The sequence below is a fragment of the Streptomyces sp. NPDC001728 genome, assembly GCF_040297565.1.
GTDB lineage: Bacteria > Actinomycetota > Actinomycetes > Streptomycetales > Streptomycetaceae > Streptomyces.
In genome coordinates, this window is the sequence record NZ_JBEOZK010000019.1 from 82,845 (window position 1) to 97,277 (window position 14,433).

Below are 14,433 nucleotides of genomic sequence, written 5' to 3' on the forward strand. Positions count from 1 at the left end.
CGGGTCAGCATGTCCATCCGATATTTACCCCGAGATGAAATCGGGCCATGGAGTTCAGTGCCGCAGCTTCATCTGGGTCACGAAACGGGGCCGCTGGTAGATGATCGCGGCCGAGGGGGCCGACGCCATTCACGACGTCGTCGTATGCCGATGAGACGGCGGACCCGATGAATAGCTCACTGGCCTCGTCGAGAGTGAGACGCTCGGCAGGCCAGCCGAACACTCCGTCGTTAATGACTTTCAGGGGCGGGAAGAACCACCACGGATAGTCCGGAGCTCCTGGGTCCAGTAGGCGATATCCATCGATGTCGATCAATAACGAGCCGAAATGAGATATAGACCTGCCGTCGGCGCGCCGTTCATTGTGAAGCTGTTCGGCTGCAAGAAGAGGAATGCCCATCATCCTACGGGCAAAGGAGCGCCTGGGGTCCGCGATGTCACGCAGGTGCGAGTCCTCCGTTAGTCGGCAATCGATCGACCCTATGCGGATGTCGGTGTCTCGAGTGACCGCGCTGAAGAAATCACTAACGTGGTCAATTGTAGGTCGCGTGGCGACTGCCTCTGAATGCTTATATGTGTGCCGATCTGCCATTTCTGCTGCGGCGAAGAGAAAGCGATACGGCGGGTAGAGCTCGCGCCAGTCAATGGTGCGTACGCCCTCGTGCAGGCCAGGCAATGGAGGGTTCAAGGCGAAGTCGATAAGGGTCAGAACTTCAGAGTGAGAGAGGCTCCTGCCCGCCATGGCTTCTGCGAGGCGGTAAGGTTCCCCGTACTCTCCTCGCCGATTGATGTCCCACATCCTTTGGAGCCCTCGCTCCATGATGCCTGGGTAAGGTCCGCGAAAGTGATAGCCCTCGTCCAGTAGGCCGGCACACTCGAAGAGGAGCCGGGTTGTGATCGGCTCGTCGCCGTTAAGGAGGGGTTTGAAACTGTGTACGTGGGCGTAGTCTTCACTCTCCAGAGGCAGCATGCCCCTTCCTGCCCATTGCCTCCAAGTGGTGTGCAACGCCAGCGTCAGTGAATCCTGCATTGCTTCCTGGTTAATTTTCGACCAGTTGAGAGGCTCGAATCCGAGGAGGACTGAGTAGGTGCGGTGCAGGGACAGCCATGTGAGGCAGTTGTCGGCCATTTCGCTTCCGAGCGCATAGGCGGTTGCCTGCGGGTTCCAAGCGAAGAGAGGGATACCGTCCTTGCGGCGCCTCTCGAAAGTGGCTCGGTCGTCACTGTCAAGGCTGCGGATCGAATAGTCGGCAAGAGAGTCCCGGGTGGCGCGAAGGAGGGTCAGAAGTACGCCAATGGTGGAGCCGTGAAAGCGAACCCAGTGGCTCGTCTCGTGCGCATGCACCAAGTTCCACGACATGAGCGATGTGACTAGGTCGTTTGGATTGTCGCGCATATTGTCGTGGAATAAGAGCTGGCTTCTTAGGTTCAGTTGAGCGCCAGCTGTACTACGCAGGATGTGAGAGCTCATTGGGAATCCTGTTCTCTGCTGCGACTACTCGCTGCCCTCGTGCCCGGTTGAATCGACCGATTCCACGGACCCGCGGTCGCGGGCTCGGTCAATGAGAGCTCGGATCGCGTCGTACAGGGCATTGGTGGCAACTCCTGCTGCTACCGAGATGGCGATATCCGCCAGCTGTCCGTGATGCAGTGAATCGCTCTGTGCCTCTCGATGTGTCACTTCGACCGTGCAATGCTGGCGCAATTCTGGGGTTTCCTGGATCTCTTCCGCCAAGAGCTGCAGGTTGGCCGCCCCTCCGCGGTACATCATCTTGATCATGAGTGGAGCATACGAGGAGTACGGATGGCAGGTTGGAGGATCAGGGAAACCGGCGACCGGCGCTCCGGGCAAAGCTGGAGATTCGGTGCGTCTTCACAGCTCGCCCTCAGGTTGACGGCTGACTCTGTGGATAGGCTCTGACACGCCCAACCCCACCCTCCGTCCCCACGCGCATCCCGACGCTGCCGCTTTCCGGGATCCGATCGAGCTGACGGCGACGCTGACGGGGCTGGGGCCAGCGGTGCGGGCGCGGACGCGGGCGATCACGCGGCACCACGCGATGCTGTTGTGGGTCCGGATCCAGAAGAACGCCTCCGGACGGCCGGGCCCGAACGTGATCACCGGGCAGTACCGGGCGTCGTGGGACGTGAAGGTGACCACGGCCGGCGGCCAGGTGAGCGCCGTGGTGTTCACGGAGGCGCCGCAGTCCCGGCGGCTGAAGTACGACTTCGTCGGCGTCGACCAGCTGGGGCGGCAGTACCGGCAGCCGCCGTATCCGCACATCGAGCCCGCGTACCGGCAGACCGAGCCCGGGGTCGTGCAGGCCCTGCGCACGGGAGTGCTGCCCCGGTGAGCCCGCCTCGACTGCCGCTGACGAGGGCACTCGTCGGCACTCTCGCGGCCGGGACCGGCCGACCGTGCGGGCTCGGGGTGTTGCCGAGGGCGGCGGACGGGCAGCCCGCTGCCTACCCGTACCTCATCTTGGGCAGCCTGCCGGGCGAGTTCTCCGGTCCGTCGTTCGGCGACTGGCAGGCCGACGCGACCTGGACGTACCAGGCGACCAGCGTGGGAGAACGCGCCGACCAGGTGCAGTGGCTGGGGGACCGGGTGCGCGTGGTGGTCGCCGAGCGGCTGCGAGGCTTGGCCGTCCCCGGAATGCGGGTGATCGACCGGGAGTTGACGTACGACGCCGACGGGGAACCGGTTGACGGTTCGCAGGGCAGTATCGTTACCTACGTGCAGCGGTTCACGGTCACCGTGACGCCCGCCGCCTGATCCACGAAACCTCACCGCGGAGCCACGCGGACGCCCGGCCCACGAGCCCGGCGCAGCACCCTTCTGGGAATGCCCCCGTGGCTCAGCAGCGCTTCGTGCGGCGCGGCATCACCAAGATCCTCTGGCTGAAGAGCGTCGCCGCCGCGACCAAGATCCCCATCCGCCCATCACCCGCGTCAACAACGCTGCGGGTCAATACACCTAGCGCGCGATGCACGGTATGCACATGCCTGTCCGTATCCTGAGGCCGTGAGGACCAGGGGCCCCGCCGCACGCTGGAAGGGAACGAAACGGTGCACGGTGAATACAAGGCGCCCGGCGGCAAGCTCGTCGTCGCCGATCTGGACGTCGAGGACGGGGCACTCCGCAACGTGCGGGTAGCAGGGGACTTCTTCCTGGAGCCCGACGAGGCGATACTCGCGATCAACGGCGCCCTGGAAGGTGCCCCTTCCTCCGCGGACGCCACGGAGCTGGCGGCCCGGATCACCGCGGCCCTGCCCGAGTCGACCGTGATGTTCGGGCTGACCGCGGAAGGAATCGGCATCGCTGTCCGGCGGGCCCTCGCCCACGCGACCGAGTGGAGCGACTACGACTGGCAGCTGGTGCACGCGGGGCCTCAGGCCCCGGCCCTGCACATGGCGCTGGACGAGGTGCTCACCGCCGAGGTCGCGGCCGGGCGCCGGGCGCCCACCTTGCGGGTCTGGGAGTGGGCCTCGCCCGCCGTTGTGATCGGCAGCTTCCAGTCGCTGCGGAACGAGGTGGACCCCGGCGGGGCGGCGAAGCACGAGATGACCGTGGTGCGTCGCATTTCCGGTGGTGGGGCCATGTTCGTAGAACCCATGAGTACGATCACCTACTCCCTGTCCGTGCCGGAGTCCCTGGTGTCGGGCCTCTCCTTCGCCGACAGCTACGCCTACCTCGACGACTGGGTCCTGGGCGCCCTCGGCGACATGGGGATCAAGGCCTGGTACCAACCGCTCAACGACATCGCCACCGAGGCCGGGAAGATCGCGGGCGCCGCGCAGAAGCGGGTGGTCGGCCTGGACGGCGGACCAGGGGCCGTCCTGCACCACGTGACCATGTCGTACGACATCGACGCCGACAAGATGCTGGAGGTCCTGCGCATCGGCAGGGAGAAGATGTCCGACAAGGGCACCAAGAGCGCCAAGAAGCGCGTCGACCCGTTGCGCCGCCAGACCGGCCTCGCCCGAGAGCAGGTGATCGAGAACATGATCACCTCCTTCCGTGACCGCTACGGGCTGACCACCGGGGAGGTCACCGAGGAGGAGCTGGTCCGGGCGGAGGAACTGGTGCGGACGAAGTTCGCCACCGAGGAGTGGACCGCGCGGGTGCCGTAGGCGGCTGGACAGGGCCGTACAGCGAGGGTGGCCGGCCGCCCATGCGGCTTGTAGTGTCTTCGCCGTCCGACCTTCATCGAACCGGGCAACACGATCACGTACTCGCTGTCCGTGCCCGACGCCCTCGTGGAGGGCCTGTCCTTCACCGACAGCTACGCCTACCTCGACGACTGGGTGCTCGGCGCGCTCGGCGACATGGGCGTCCGGGCCTGGTACCAGCCGCTCAACGACATCGCCACGGACGCGGGCAAGATCGCGGGCGCGGCGCAGAAGCGGATGGTGGCGGGGCAGGGCGCGGTCCTGCACCACGTGACGATGGCGTACGACATCGACGCCGACAAGATGACGGAGGTGCTCCGCATCGGCCGCGAGAAGCTCTCCGACAAGGGCACGAAGAGCGCGAAGAAGCGCGTGGACCCGCTGCGCCGCCAGACGGGCCTGCCGCGCGAGGCGGTCATCGAGCGGATGATCTCCTCCTTCCGCGGCCGGTACGGCCTGTCGGAGGGCCATGTCACGGAGGACGAGCTGACGCGCGCGAAGGAACTGGCGGAGTCGAAGTTCGGCACGCCGGAGTGGACGGCGCGGGTGCCGTAGCGGGGCGGGGCCTTAGCGCGCGGGCCGGGGCCACCGGCCCACCAGGTCCGGCCCCGTGATCGGTGCGGGGTGGCGCCCCGTCACCGGTCCGGCCCCGTGATCGGGTGACCGTATCCCTCTCCCGTCGTTGAGCCCTCGCGGGCCGGAACGGCGTGCGGCAGACGTGCTGAAACGTCTCCTCACTCCCTCCGCCCCGGAGCACGGTGTCGACGGTACGGAGATCAGGTGGGACGGGCGAGGAAGCTCATGGCGGCGGTCGCGGGCGCCGTCGTGGCGGCGTGTCCCCTGGGGGTCGCGCCGCCCGCGCGGGCGGTCGTCGGCGGGCAGGAGGCGCGGCCCCACCAGTACCCGTTCATGGCGGGGCTCGTGGACGTCCTGGAGCGGCGGGTGATGTGCGGGGGCTCGCTGATCGGCGACCGGTGGGTGCTGACCGCCGCCCACTGTCTGACCGGGTCGTACGGCAGCACCGCACGGGTGGGCGTACTCCTCGGTGACCACGATCTGACGACCGGTGACGACAGCCCGCACGCGGTCCTGGTGACCCCGGACCGGTTCGTCGAGCACCCCGGGTACGACCCGGAGACCCAGCGGAACGACATCGCCCTCGTCCGGCTGTCCGCGCCGGTCGCGCTCAACCGTGATGTGCGCCCGATCGCGCTGCCCGCCGCGTACGCCCCCGGCACCTTCGACCACACGCAGGTCGAGGTCCCCGGCTGGGGCACCACCTCGTTCGGCGGCCGTACCTCCGACGTCCTGCGGACCGTGGCGCTCGGGACGATGAGCAACGCGGACTGCGCGAACCGGGGCATGGCGCAGGTGGCCCCCACCCAGATCTGCACGTACTCCCCCGGGCGCGACACCTGCCAGTACGACTCCGGCGGCCCCCTGGTCCGGGCCGTCGGGGGGCGGCCGTACGTCGTCGGTCTGGTGTCCTACGGCAAGGAGTGCGCGACCGCCACCCCCGCCGTGAACACCCGTGTCCGGTCCTACGTCAGCTGGATCGAGCGGACGACCGGGAGGCTTCCCCGCGCCTCATGAGCGCGGTGTAGAGGAGCAGGGAGGCGGCGAGTCCCACGGCCCAGCCGTAGTCGGCGAGGGGCTTGAGGAAGGGGATGAGGCCGTCCTCGGGGAAGGGCCCGGTGCCGGGCGCCGAGTGCGAGCCGCCGACCGCGAGGACGCCACCGACCACGAAGGCCAGCACGGCCACCGGGTTCCAGCCGCCCCGGTACCAGTAGGGGCCGTCGGCCCGGTAGAGGCCGTCCAGGTCGAGGACGGTCCGGCGGACGAGCCAGTAGTCGGCGATGAGGATGCCGGCGACCGTGCCGAGCAGTCCGCCGACGAGGCCGAGCCAGGTGAAGATGTACAGCTCGGGGGTGGCGGTCAGCTTCCACGGCATGATGAGCACACCCACGACGCCGGTGATCAGCGCGCCGGTACGGAAGTTCACCAGCTTCGGCGCGAGGTTGGCGAGGTCGTACGCCGGGGAGACGACGTTCGCCGCGAGGTTCACCGACAGGGTGGCGACCAGGACGGTCACCAGGGCGAAGAGCAGCCCGAAGACGTTGTCGGTCTTGGCCGCGAGCGCCACCGGATCCCAGACGGGAGCCCCGTACACGGCCTGCGAGCCGGAGGTGACGAGCACCGAGAGCAGCGCGAACAGGGTCATGGTGGTGGGCAGCCCGAGGGTCTGACCGAGGACTTGGGAGCGCTGGCCGGCGCCGAAGCGGGTGAAGTCGGGGATGTTGAGGCTGAGGGTCGCCCAGAAGGCGATCATGCCCATGAGGGCGGGGAAGAAGACGGGCCAGAAATCGGCGCCCCAGCCGAGTTCCGACGGCTGGTCGAGCAGCGGACCGAGGCCGCCCGCCTTGACCGTGATCCATACGAGGAGGGCGATCGCGCCGAGGACGACGAAGGGCGCGGCCCAGTTCTCGAAGCGGCGCAGGGCCTCCATCCCCCGGTAGATGACGGCCAGTTCGAGCGCCCAGAAGAGTACGAAGCAGAGCCAGAGCGTCCATGGCTGGCCGGCGATGCGCGAGGCGTCCGCCCAGCCGCCGCCGAAGATCTTGTCGAGCAGGACGAAGACGCCCTGGCCGCCGATCCAGGTCTGGATGCCGAACCAGGCGCAGGCGACCCCGGCGCGGACGAGCGCGGGCAGGTTCGCCCCGCGCAGCCCGAAGGAGGCGCGGGCCAGGACGGGGAACGGGATGCCGTACTTGGGTCCGGCGTGCCCGGTGAGCAGCATCGGCAGCAGGACGACGACATTGGCGAGGGCGATCGTGAGGACCGCCTGCTTCCAGTCCATGCCGAGGGCGACGAGACCGGAGGCGAGCATCCAGGAGGGGATGTTGTGCGCCATGCCGACCCAGAGGGCGGCGAAGTTGTAGGTGGTCCAGCGGCGTCGGGCGACGGGGACGGGGAGCAGGTCGTCGTTGACGAAGCGGGGGTCGGCGGGGGCGGCGCCGGGCGCGAGTTCGACGGGTGCGTCGGACGGGGCGGGGGCGCTGGGTCTTCCCGGGGGGACGGTTGCCGTCATGCGGAGGAACCCTTCGTTCGGCGGGGAGGACGGAACGAGGCCCGGTCGGCCGGGGTAGCGCTGGTTTTCGGACACGGTTCAGGGGGTGTCCCTACCCGCGCGACGGCGATCCGGAACCATGGGGGTCCGTATCGCCGTTGTTGCTGACGTCCACTCAAAATGCTTCTGGGGAGGGCTGGTTCGGGCCGACTGTCACCTCCGTCCACGGCGTGTCCCGCCGCCCGTCCCCTTCTCCGTCTCGTTCTCCGTCTCCGTCTCCGTCTCGGCGGTCCGGGCGATGTTCCTGGCCATACCGCCGAAGACCACGGCGTGGAACGGGGCCACACTCCACCAGTACGCCTGCCCCGCCAGGCCCCTGGGGTGGAAGAGCGCCCTCTGCCGGTACAAGGTCCGGCCCCGCTCGTCCCGGTCGACGGCCATCTCCAGCCACCCGAGGCCCGGGAGGCGCATCTCGGCCCGGAGGCGCAGCAGGCGTCCGCGCTCGATCTCCTCGACGCGCCAGAAGTCGAGCGCGTCACCGACCCGGAGGCGTACCGCGTCACGGCGCCCCCTGCGCAGCCCCACTCCCCCGGCGAGCCGGTCCGCCCACCCCCGGACGGCCCAGGCGAGCGGGAAGGAGTACCAGCCGTTCTCCCCGCCCACCCCCTCGATGACGCGCCACAGCGCCTCGGGACTCGCGTCGACGGTGCGCGACCGTTCGTCGGTGTAGAGGCTGCCGCCCGCCCAGTCCGGGTCGGTCGGCAGCGGGTCGCTCGGCGCCCCGGGCGGTGAGGCGGAGGACCAGCGGGTGGTGACCCGCGCCTCACGCACGCGGCGGAGCGCCAGCCGCAGCGACTCGTCGAAGGGGATGGGTTCCCCGGGGCCGTCCGGGACGTACCGGGCGATGTCGTTCTCGGTGCAAACCACCTCGTGCCGGAGCGATTCGGTGAGGGGCCGGGCGAGGGAGGCCGGGACCGGGGTGACGAGACCGATCCACTGGCTGGACAGCCGGGGTGTGAGGACCGGTACGGGGACGATCAGGCGTCTGCGGAGACCGGCGACCTCCGCGTACCGCGTCATCATCTCCCGGTACGTGAGCACGTCGGGGCCGCCGATGTCGAAGGTCCTGTTGACGTCCGGAGGCATGCCGGCGCTCCCCACCAGATACCGCAGCACGTCGCGGACGGCGATGGGCTGGACCCGGCTGTCGACCCAGCTCGGCGTGACCATGACCGGCAGGCGTTCCGTGAGGTACCGGAGCATCTCGAACGAGGCCGATCCGGAGCCGATGACGACGGCGGCCCGCAGCACGGTGGTGGGGACGCCCGAATCGAGGAGGATGCGGCCCACCTCGGTACGGGAGCGCAGGTGGGGCGAGAGCTCGTCCTCCGCCGCTCCGGGCGGGACGAGGCCGCCCAGGTAGACGATGCGCCGCACCCCGGCGGATCGCGCCTCGGCGGCGAAGGTACGGGCGGCGAGCCGGTCGGTGCGCTCGAAGTCCGAGGTCGAGCTCATGGAGTGCACGAGGTAGTAGGCGACGTCGATGCCGGCGAGCGCGTCGCGGAGACTCGCTCCGTCGGTGACGTCCCCGCGTACGGTCTCCGCACGGTCCGCCCAGGGAAAGTCACGGAGCTTGTCCGGGTGCCGGGCGAGGCAGCGCACACGATGGCCGGCGTCGAGCAGCTCGGGCACGAGGCGGCCCCCGATGTAGCCGCTCGCGCCGGTGACCAGGCAGCGGGCGCCCTCGGACGGGATGGAAGTGTCCATGCGCTGATCCGTTTCACCGATTGCGGCGGCGTACACGCCCTGCACCGCTTCTTCGTCGTCGTGGGGGCACGCGGATGCGGGCCGGGCGGCTCGACCGGAGCTCGTCCCCTGCCGGACGGCTTCGCCCTACGGGAACGGGCCTCCCCTTCGCATCGTTTCCGCGTCGTATGATGAACGACATGTCCGATGCGGCTCACGGGATCACGACGGGCGCCGTGGCACGGCGTCTGGGCGTCTCCCCCACCACGGTCCGGTCCTGGGACCAGCGGTACGGCATCGGCCCGGCCGTGCGCGCGGACGGACGGCACAGGCGGTGGAGCCCCGAGGACATCGCGATGCTCGAGGAGATGTGCCGCCTCACGGCGTCGGGCGTCCCGCCCGCCGAGGCGGCCCGGGCTGTCCAGCGGACACGGCCCGCTCCCGGAGCGGCCGTTCCCGGGGCTGCGGTCCCGGCCACGTCCCCGCAGGACGTGCCCCCGGCGAGCACCGGAGGCGCCGGGCTACCCCTGGGGAGCAGCGGGCGGGCCGGGCCCGGCAGCGGTCTGCCGCTGGGCGACGTACGGCAGGAGTGCCGCGGGCTCGCCCGCGCCGCCGTACGCCTCGACGGCCCGGCCATGGAGCGGATGCTCCAGGAGGTGCTGGCGGAGCACGGGCTGGTCACCGCCTGGGAGGAGATCATGGCCCCCACGCTGCACGCCGTGGGCCGGAAGTGGGAGTCGTCCGGCGACCGCTACGTCGAGGTGGAGCACCTGCTCTCCTGGCATGTCTCCACCGCGCTGCGGCGGGCCGCCGTCACCGGGCCGGCGGTCGCCTCGTCGGCCGCTCCGGTCGTGCTGGCCTGCGTCCCCGGGGAGCAGCACACACTGCCGCTGGAGGCGTTCGCCGCGGGACTCGCCGAGCAGGGGCTGCCGACGAGGATGTTCGGCGCGGCCGTCCCCGCGGAGGCCCTCGACGCCGCGGTGCGGCGGTCCGGGCCGGCCGCCGTGGCCCTCTGGTCGCAGGCGCGGTCCACGGCGAACCACTCCCTGGCCCAGCACGTCGCGGCCACGGCCTTCGGGGTGCGGGGAGCGCGCACCGCGCCCCTCGTCCTGCTCGCGGGCCCGGGCTGGCTCGGCCGGACGCCCGCTCCCGGGATGGTGCGTCCGACCGGACTGCGCGAGGCGATCGGCGTGGTCTCACGGCTGTACGGCGCGCAGGCCGGGAGCGCCGAAGCCTGACAGGGCCCTCACGCGGGCCCTCACGCGGGAGGAGGGCTCGTCTCCCGTCCCCGGGTCCCGTCGCCGCCGGAGCGTTGCCCGTCCGTCTGCCGGCGGGGAGGCCGGGGGACGAAACCGCTCGTGCGCGCCCGGTAGGCCGCGTACCCGGGGCGATCGGCCATGTGGGCCTCCAGGAGCCGTTTGCCGCTGCCCCAGATGAGCAGGGCGCTCATGACGAGGGGCGAGACGAGGGTGAGCACGGCGGTCGGCCAGGTGGCGCAAGCCATCAGGTACAGGCCCCACCAGACGAGGAAGTCGCCGAAGTAGTTCGGGTGACGGGTCCAGCTCCACAGGCCCCGGTCCATGACACGGCCCCGGTTCGCCGGATCGGCCTTGAACCGGGCGAGCTGCCGGTCCCCCACCGCTTCGAAGGCGAGGCCGGCCGCCCACACGGCGAGGCCCAGCCAGGCCGTCGCGTCCAGGGGTTCGGGAATCAGGACCGCCACCTGGACGGGGAGGGACACGAGCCAGACCAGGGCGCCCTGGAGGAGGTACACCTTCCACAGCGCGTAGAGGGTGGGGTTGCCACGGGCGCGGGCGAGCATCCGGGCGTACCTGGGGTCCTCCCCGTGGCCGCGCCCCCGGCGGGCGATATGGGTGGCGAGCCGCAGCCCCCAGACGGAGGTGGCGAGCGCGACGACGGTCCGGCGGACGTCGTCGCCCTGACCCGCCGCGAGGAACCACGCCCCGACGGCGACCGCCGTGAAGGCGACTCCCCAGGCGACGTCGACGATCCGGTGCAGGCCCTTCGCGGTGCCGATCGCGAAGGTCACCAGCATGACCGTCAGGGCGACGGCCGCCGAGGCGCCGAGGACGAGACCCAGGGTCCCGGTGTCGACGGCGCTCATCGGGCGGCTCCCGGGTCGTCGGCGGTGAGCCGGAACTGGCGGACGTCGAGGTAGTGAGAGCGGAATCCGGCCTCGGAGTAGGCGAGGTAGAACTCCCACATGCGCCGGAAGACGGGGTCGAAGCCGAGCGCCGCGACGGCGGCCTCCTCACGGAGGAAGCGGGCGCGCCACTGGCGGAGAGTCTCCGCGTAGTGGTCGCCGTAGCTCGTGTCCCGGGTGACGCGCAGGCCGGCCGCGGCGCTCTCGCGGGCGATGGCCTCGGGAGAGGGGATCAGGCCGCCGGGAAAGACGTACTTGCTGATCCAGGTATGGGTACGGGCGGTAAGCAGCATCCGGTCGTGCGGCATGGTGATGGCCTGGAGCGCGACGCGACCGCCCGGGGCGAGGAGGCGGCGGAGCGCGCCGAAGTAGTCGGACCAGTACTCGGCGCCGACGGCCTCGATCATCTCGACGCTCACGACGGCGTCGTAACGGCCTCGGATGTCACGGTAGTCCAGCAGCTCGACGGTGACGCGGTCGCCGACGCCCGCGCGCGCGACGCGTCGGCGCGCGAGGGCGAGCTGTTCCTCGGACAGGGTGACGGTGCGGACGCGGGCGCCCCTGGCGGCGGCGCGGATCGCGAGTTCGCCCCAGCCGGTGCCGATCTCCAGGAGTTCGGTGCCAGGACCTGTCCCGGCCAGGTCGAGGAGCCGGTCGATCTTGCGGTGCTGGGCGGCGGTGAAGTCGGAGTCGGGGAGGAGCACCGGCTGCGCCGGGAGGGGGTCGAAGACCGCCGAGGAGTAGCTGAGACCGGGGTCGAGGAAGAGGGCGAAGAGCTCGTTGGAGAGGTCGTAGTGGCGGTGGATGTTCTCGCGTGCCCCGTCGGGGGTGTTGCGGTCGGCCGCGGGCCTCCGCCGGACCCAGGCGCCGCGGAGCCGGCGCAGCGGGGCGGGAACGAGGTCGTCGACGTGGCGGGCGAGCACGGTGAGGACGTCGACGAGGTCGTCGGCCTCCCATTCGCCGGCCATGTAGGACTCTCCGAAGCCGATCAGCCCGTCGGCGCCGATCCGTCGGTGGAACGCGTCCGGATCGTGGAGCGTGAGGGTCGGCAGGGGGTGGTCGTCACCCGTCCGCTGGTGCCCGAGGGGCGTGCCCCGGCCGGTCCGTATCCGCAGCGGCAGCCCGGCGAGGGCGCGCTCCACGAGACGGCGGGCGACGGCGGTGCGCACGGCGGAGGCGCGCGGCGGCCCGGCGACGTCGGGCCAGCGGTCCGGGTCCACCGGGAGCCGGCCGGCGGACGGCTCGGCCGGAGGGAGCGAGAGGGTCACGGGGTGCCTTCCTGCGGGGCGGGGCGGGGACGGGGGCGGAGCCCCTTGAGGTAGAGGCGGATGCCGTGGCGTCTGATGCCGAGGGAGACGGCGGCGGTCGGCCAGGGATGGCGGAGCGCGGCGGCGAGCAGGGTGCTCGGGCGGGCGGGCCGGGGGGTGCCGCGGACCGTGGCCGTCAGGGGGCGCGAGCCGTCCGTGCCGCGGAGCTGGACGGTCAGGTCGAGACGGTCGCCGGGGAGCGGGAGCCGCATGCGGTAGGTGCCCTCGACGTCGAGGAACGGCGACACGTAGAACTCCTTGGCCGTCTCCGCGCGGCCCCGTTCGTCGGGGTGCAGCAGGTAGGTGTGGCGGCCTCCGTAGGTGTTGTGCACCTCGGCGACGACGTGGACGGGGCGGCCGGCGCGGTCGTGGCACCAGTACAGGGTGAGCGGGTTGAAGACGTGCCCGAGGACGCGGGCGTGGGCGAGCATCAGCACGCGTCCGCCCGCGTCCGCCACCCCGTGGGCCGCGAGGCAGGCGTCGAGGCCGGCCCGCAGGGTGGGGGCGTCGCCGTCGAAGTGGTCGGACGGATCGAAGCGGGCGAGGGGACGCAGGGGCAGGGGGAGGACGGGCGGGTGGTCGAGGTCGATCAGCCACATGTACGTGCGGTGGCGCAGCGCGTAGTGGAAGGGGGTGACGCGGGTGTGGGCGACCTCGGTCTCGTACAGGGCGGGGACGGGTGGGGCGGCCGAGCCGGTCATGGCGACTCCACCCCCAGGTGGCGGGCGGCCTCGACGCCGGACCGGCAGCCGTCCTCGTGGAAGCCCCAGCCGTGGTAGGCGCCGGCGTAGGCGGTGACGGGGGTACGGAGGGTGGGCAGGAGGCGTTGGGCGGCCACGGACTCCGGGGTGTAGACGGGGTGTTCGTACGTCATGCGGGCCAGGACGGTGGACTCGTCGACGCGGTCGCCGGGGTTGAGGGTGACGATGTGGGGCTCGCTGGTGGGGAGGCGCTGGAGCCGGTTCATGTCATAGCTGACCTGGACGGATTCCGGGCGGGCGGCGCAGGAGGGCAGCCAGTAGTTCCAGGAGGCCCTGGCGTGCGGGGAGCGCGGCAGGAGGGTGGTGTCGCGGTGCAGGACGGTCGGGTTGCGGGAGTAGGTGAAGGCTCCGAGGACTCGCCGTTCCTGTGCGGTCGGGTCGGCCAGGAGGCGCAGGGCCTGGTCGGGGTGGACGGCGATCACCACGGCGGTGTGTTCGGCCGTCTCGCCGTCGGCGGTGACGACGGTCGCGCGGTCGGCGCCGCGCACGACGGCGCGCACCGGGGTCGCGGTCCGTACGGAGACGAGCCCCTTGGCGATCCGTTCGACGTAGGCGGCCGACCCGCCGGTGACGGTCTTCCACTGCGGGGATCCCGTCACCGCGAGGAGGCCGTGGTGGTCGAGGAACCGGAACAGGTAGGCGGCCGGGTAGCGCAGCGCGGTGTCGGGGGCGCACGACCAGACGGCGGAGACGAGGGGGATCGCGAAGTGGCTGACGAAGTGGGCGGAGAAGCGGTGGGCCCGCAGGAAGTCGCCGAGTGTCCTCGTGGTGTCGTCGCCCGACAGGAGGCGGCGCGCGGCGCGGTGGAAGCGGGGGACGTCGGCGAGCATCCTCAGATGGCGACCGCGGCGGGCGCCGTCGCCGCCGAGAAGTCCGCGGATCCCGCGCGCGCCGGCGTATTCGAGGCCGCATCCGTCGCAGCGGACGGACATGCTCATCTCGGAGTCCTGCGTGGTGACGCCGAGTTCGCGGAAGAGGCGCAGGAGGTGGGGGTAGGTCCGCTCGTTGTGGACGATGAAGCCGGTGTCCACGTGGAGCGTCCCTCCCTCGGCGGTGGGCAGCTCGTGGGTGTGGGCGTGGCCGCCGAGCCGGTCGTCCGCCTCGTACAGCACCACGCTGTGGGCGCGGGACAGGACGTGGGCGGCGGTGAGACCCGCGACCCCCGACCCCACCACCGCGACGGTTCGTCCGTTCATCGTCTCCACTCTCCTGTGG

The 14,433-nt window shown here is 71.0% G+C and carries 13 protein-coding genes and 1 pseudogene; 6 read left to right on the forward strand and 8 right to left on the reverse strand.

What is annotated here, in order from left to right; all coding sequences use genetic code 11:
* Window positions 1-4: 4 nt before the first annotated feature.
* On the reverse strand, window positions 5-1,471 hold the full coding sequence (locus tag ABT154_RS25570; protein WP_351859431.1) for a hypothetical protein: 1,467 nt from the start codon (window positions 1,469-1,471) through the stop codon (window positions 5-7).
* Between the two features lie 24 nt (window positions 1,472-1,495).
* Window positions 1,496-1,780 carry a hypothetical protein gene (locus ABT154_RS25575; RefSeq protein WP_351859433.1) on the reverse strand — a complete coding sequence of 95 codons (285 nt, stop codon included), beginning with the start codon at window positions 1,778-1,780 and terminating at the stop codon, window positions 1,496-1,498.
* 241 nt (window positions 1,781-2,021) lie between these two features.
* Between ABT154_RS25575 and ABT154_RS25580 the strand changes: the two genes are divergently transcribed.
* The 5 genes and pseudogenes from ABT154_RS25580 (at window position 2,022) to ABT154_RS25600 (ending at window position 5,766) form a co-directional block, all read left to right on the forward strand.
* Entirely contained in the window at window positions 2,022-2,354 is a 333-nt protein-coding gene (locus ABT154_RS25580) for a hypothetical protein (RefSeq protein WP_351859435.1), read from the forward strand.
* Window positions 2,351-2,776, forward strand: a complete 426-nt coding sequence (locus ABT154_RS25585) for a hypothetical protein (protein WP_351859437.1) — start codon at window positions 2,351-2,353, stop codon at window positions 2,774-2,776. The genes ABT154_RS25580 and ABT154_RS25585 overlap by 4 nt, the downstream gene beginning before the upstream one ends.
* A 293-nt stretch (window positions 2,777-3,069) precedes the next feature.
* Window positions 3,070-4,134: a lipoate-protein ligase LplAB gene (gene lplAB / locus ABT154_RS25590; protein WP_351859439.1), complete on the forward strand. Its 1,065-nt coding sequence runs from the start codon at window positions 3,070-3,072 to the stop codon at window positions 4,132-4,134.
* A gap of 72 nt (window positions 4,135-4,206) precedes the next feature.
* Window positions 4,207-4,728 (forward strand): annotated as a pseudogene (locus tag ABT154_RS25595) (lipoate--protein ligase family protein); the annotation flags it as partial.
* A gap of 225 nt (window positions 4,729-4,953) precedes the next feature.
* Window positions 4,954-5,766 (forward strand): serine protease, encoded by an 813-nt coding sequence (locus ABT154_RS25600; RefSeq protein ID WP_351859440.1) that lies wholly within the window; start codon window positions 4,954-4,956, stop codon window positions 5,764-5,766.
* On the opposite strand, the gene ABT154_RS25605 is transcribed toward ABT154_RS25600, so the two are convergent.
* Window positions 5,720-7,261, reverse strand: a complete 1,542-nt coding sequence (locus ABT154_RS25605; RefSeq protein WP_351859442.1) for an NCS1 family nucleobase:cation symporter-1 — start codon at window positions 7,259-7,261, stop codon at window positions 5,720-5,722. The genes ABT154_RS25600 and ABT154_RS25605 overlap by 47 nt on opposite strands.
* A 192-nt stretch (window positions 7,262-7,453) precedes the next feature.
* Window positions 7,454-9,007 carry an SDR family oxidoreductase gene (locus tag ABT154_RS25610; RefSeq protein ID WP_351859444.1) on the reverse strand — a complete coding sequence of 518 codons (1,554 nt, stop codon included), beginning with the start codon at window positions 9,005-9,007 and terminating at the stop codon, window positions 7,454-7,456.
* 179 nt (window positions 9,008-9,186) lie between these two features.
* Between ABT154_RS25610 and ABT154_RS25615 the strand changes: the two genes are divergently transcribed.
* Window positions 9,187-10,224: a MerR family transcriptional regulator gene (locus ABT154_RS25615; protein WP_351859446.1), complete on the forward strand. Its 1,038-nt coding sequence runs from the start codon at window positions 9,187-9,189 to the stop codon at window positions 10,222-10,224.
* Between the two features lie 20 nt (window positions 10,225-10,244).
* On the opposite strand, the gene ABT154_RS25620 is transcribed toward ABT154_RS25615, so the two are convergent.
* Genes ABT154_RS25620 through ABT154_RS25635 form a run of 4 tightly spaced genes read right to left on the reverse strand, consistent with a single transcriptional unit; the run spans window position 10,245 to window position 14,414 of the window.
* Window positions 10,245-11,111: a DUF1295 domain-containing protein gene (locus tag ABT154_RS25620; RefSeq protein WP_351859448.1), complete on the reverse strand. Its 867-nt coding sequence runs from the start codon at window positions 11,109-11,111 to the stop codon at window positions 10,245-10,247.
* A complete protein-coding gene (locus tag ABT154_RS25625; protein WP_351859450.1) occupies window positions 11,108-12,418 on the reverse strand; it encodes a class I SAM-dependent methyltransferase in 1,311 nt (436 codons plus the stop codon). Before ABT154_RS25625 ends, ABT154_RS25620 begins: the two co-directional genes overlap by 4 nt.
* Entirely contained in the window at window positions 12,415-13,158 is a 744-nt protein-coding gene (locus tag ABT154_RS25630; RefSeq protein WP_351859452.1) for a DUF1365 domain-containing protein, read from the reverse strand. The genes ABT154_RS25625 and ABT154_RS25630 overlap by 4 nt, the downstream gene beginning before the upstream one ends.
* A complete protein-coding gene (locus tag ABT154_RS25635) occupies window positions 13,155-14,414 on the reverse strand; it encodes an NAD(P)/FAD-dependent oxidoreductase (RefSeq protein WP_351859454.1) in 1,260 nt (419 codons plus the stop codon). The genes ABT154_RS25630 and ABT154_RS25635 overlap by 4 nt, the downstream gene beginning before the upstream one ends.
* Between the last annotated feature and the right edge of the window lie 19 nt (window positions 14,415-14,433).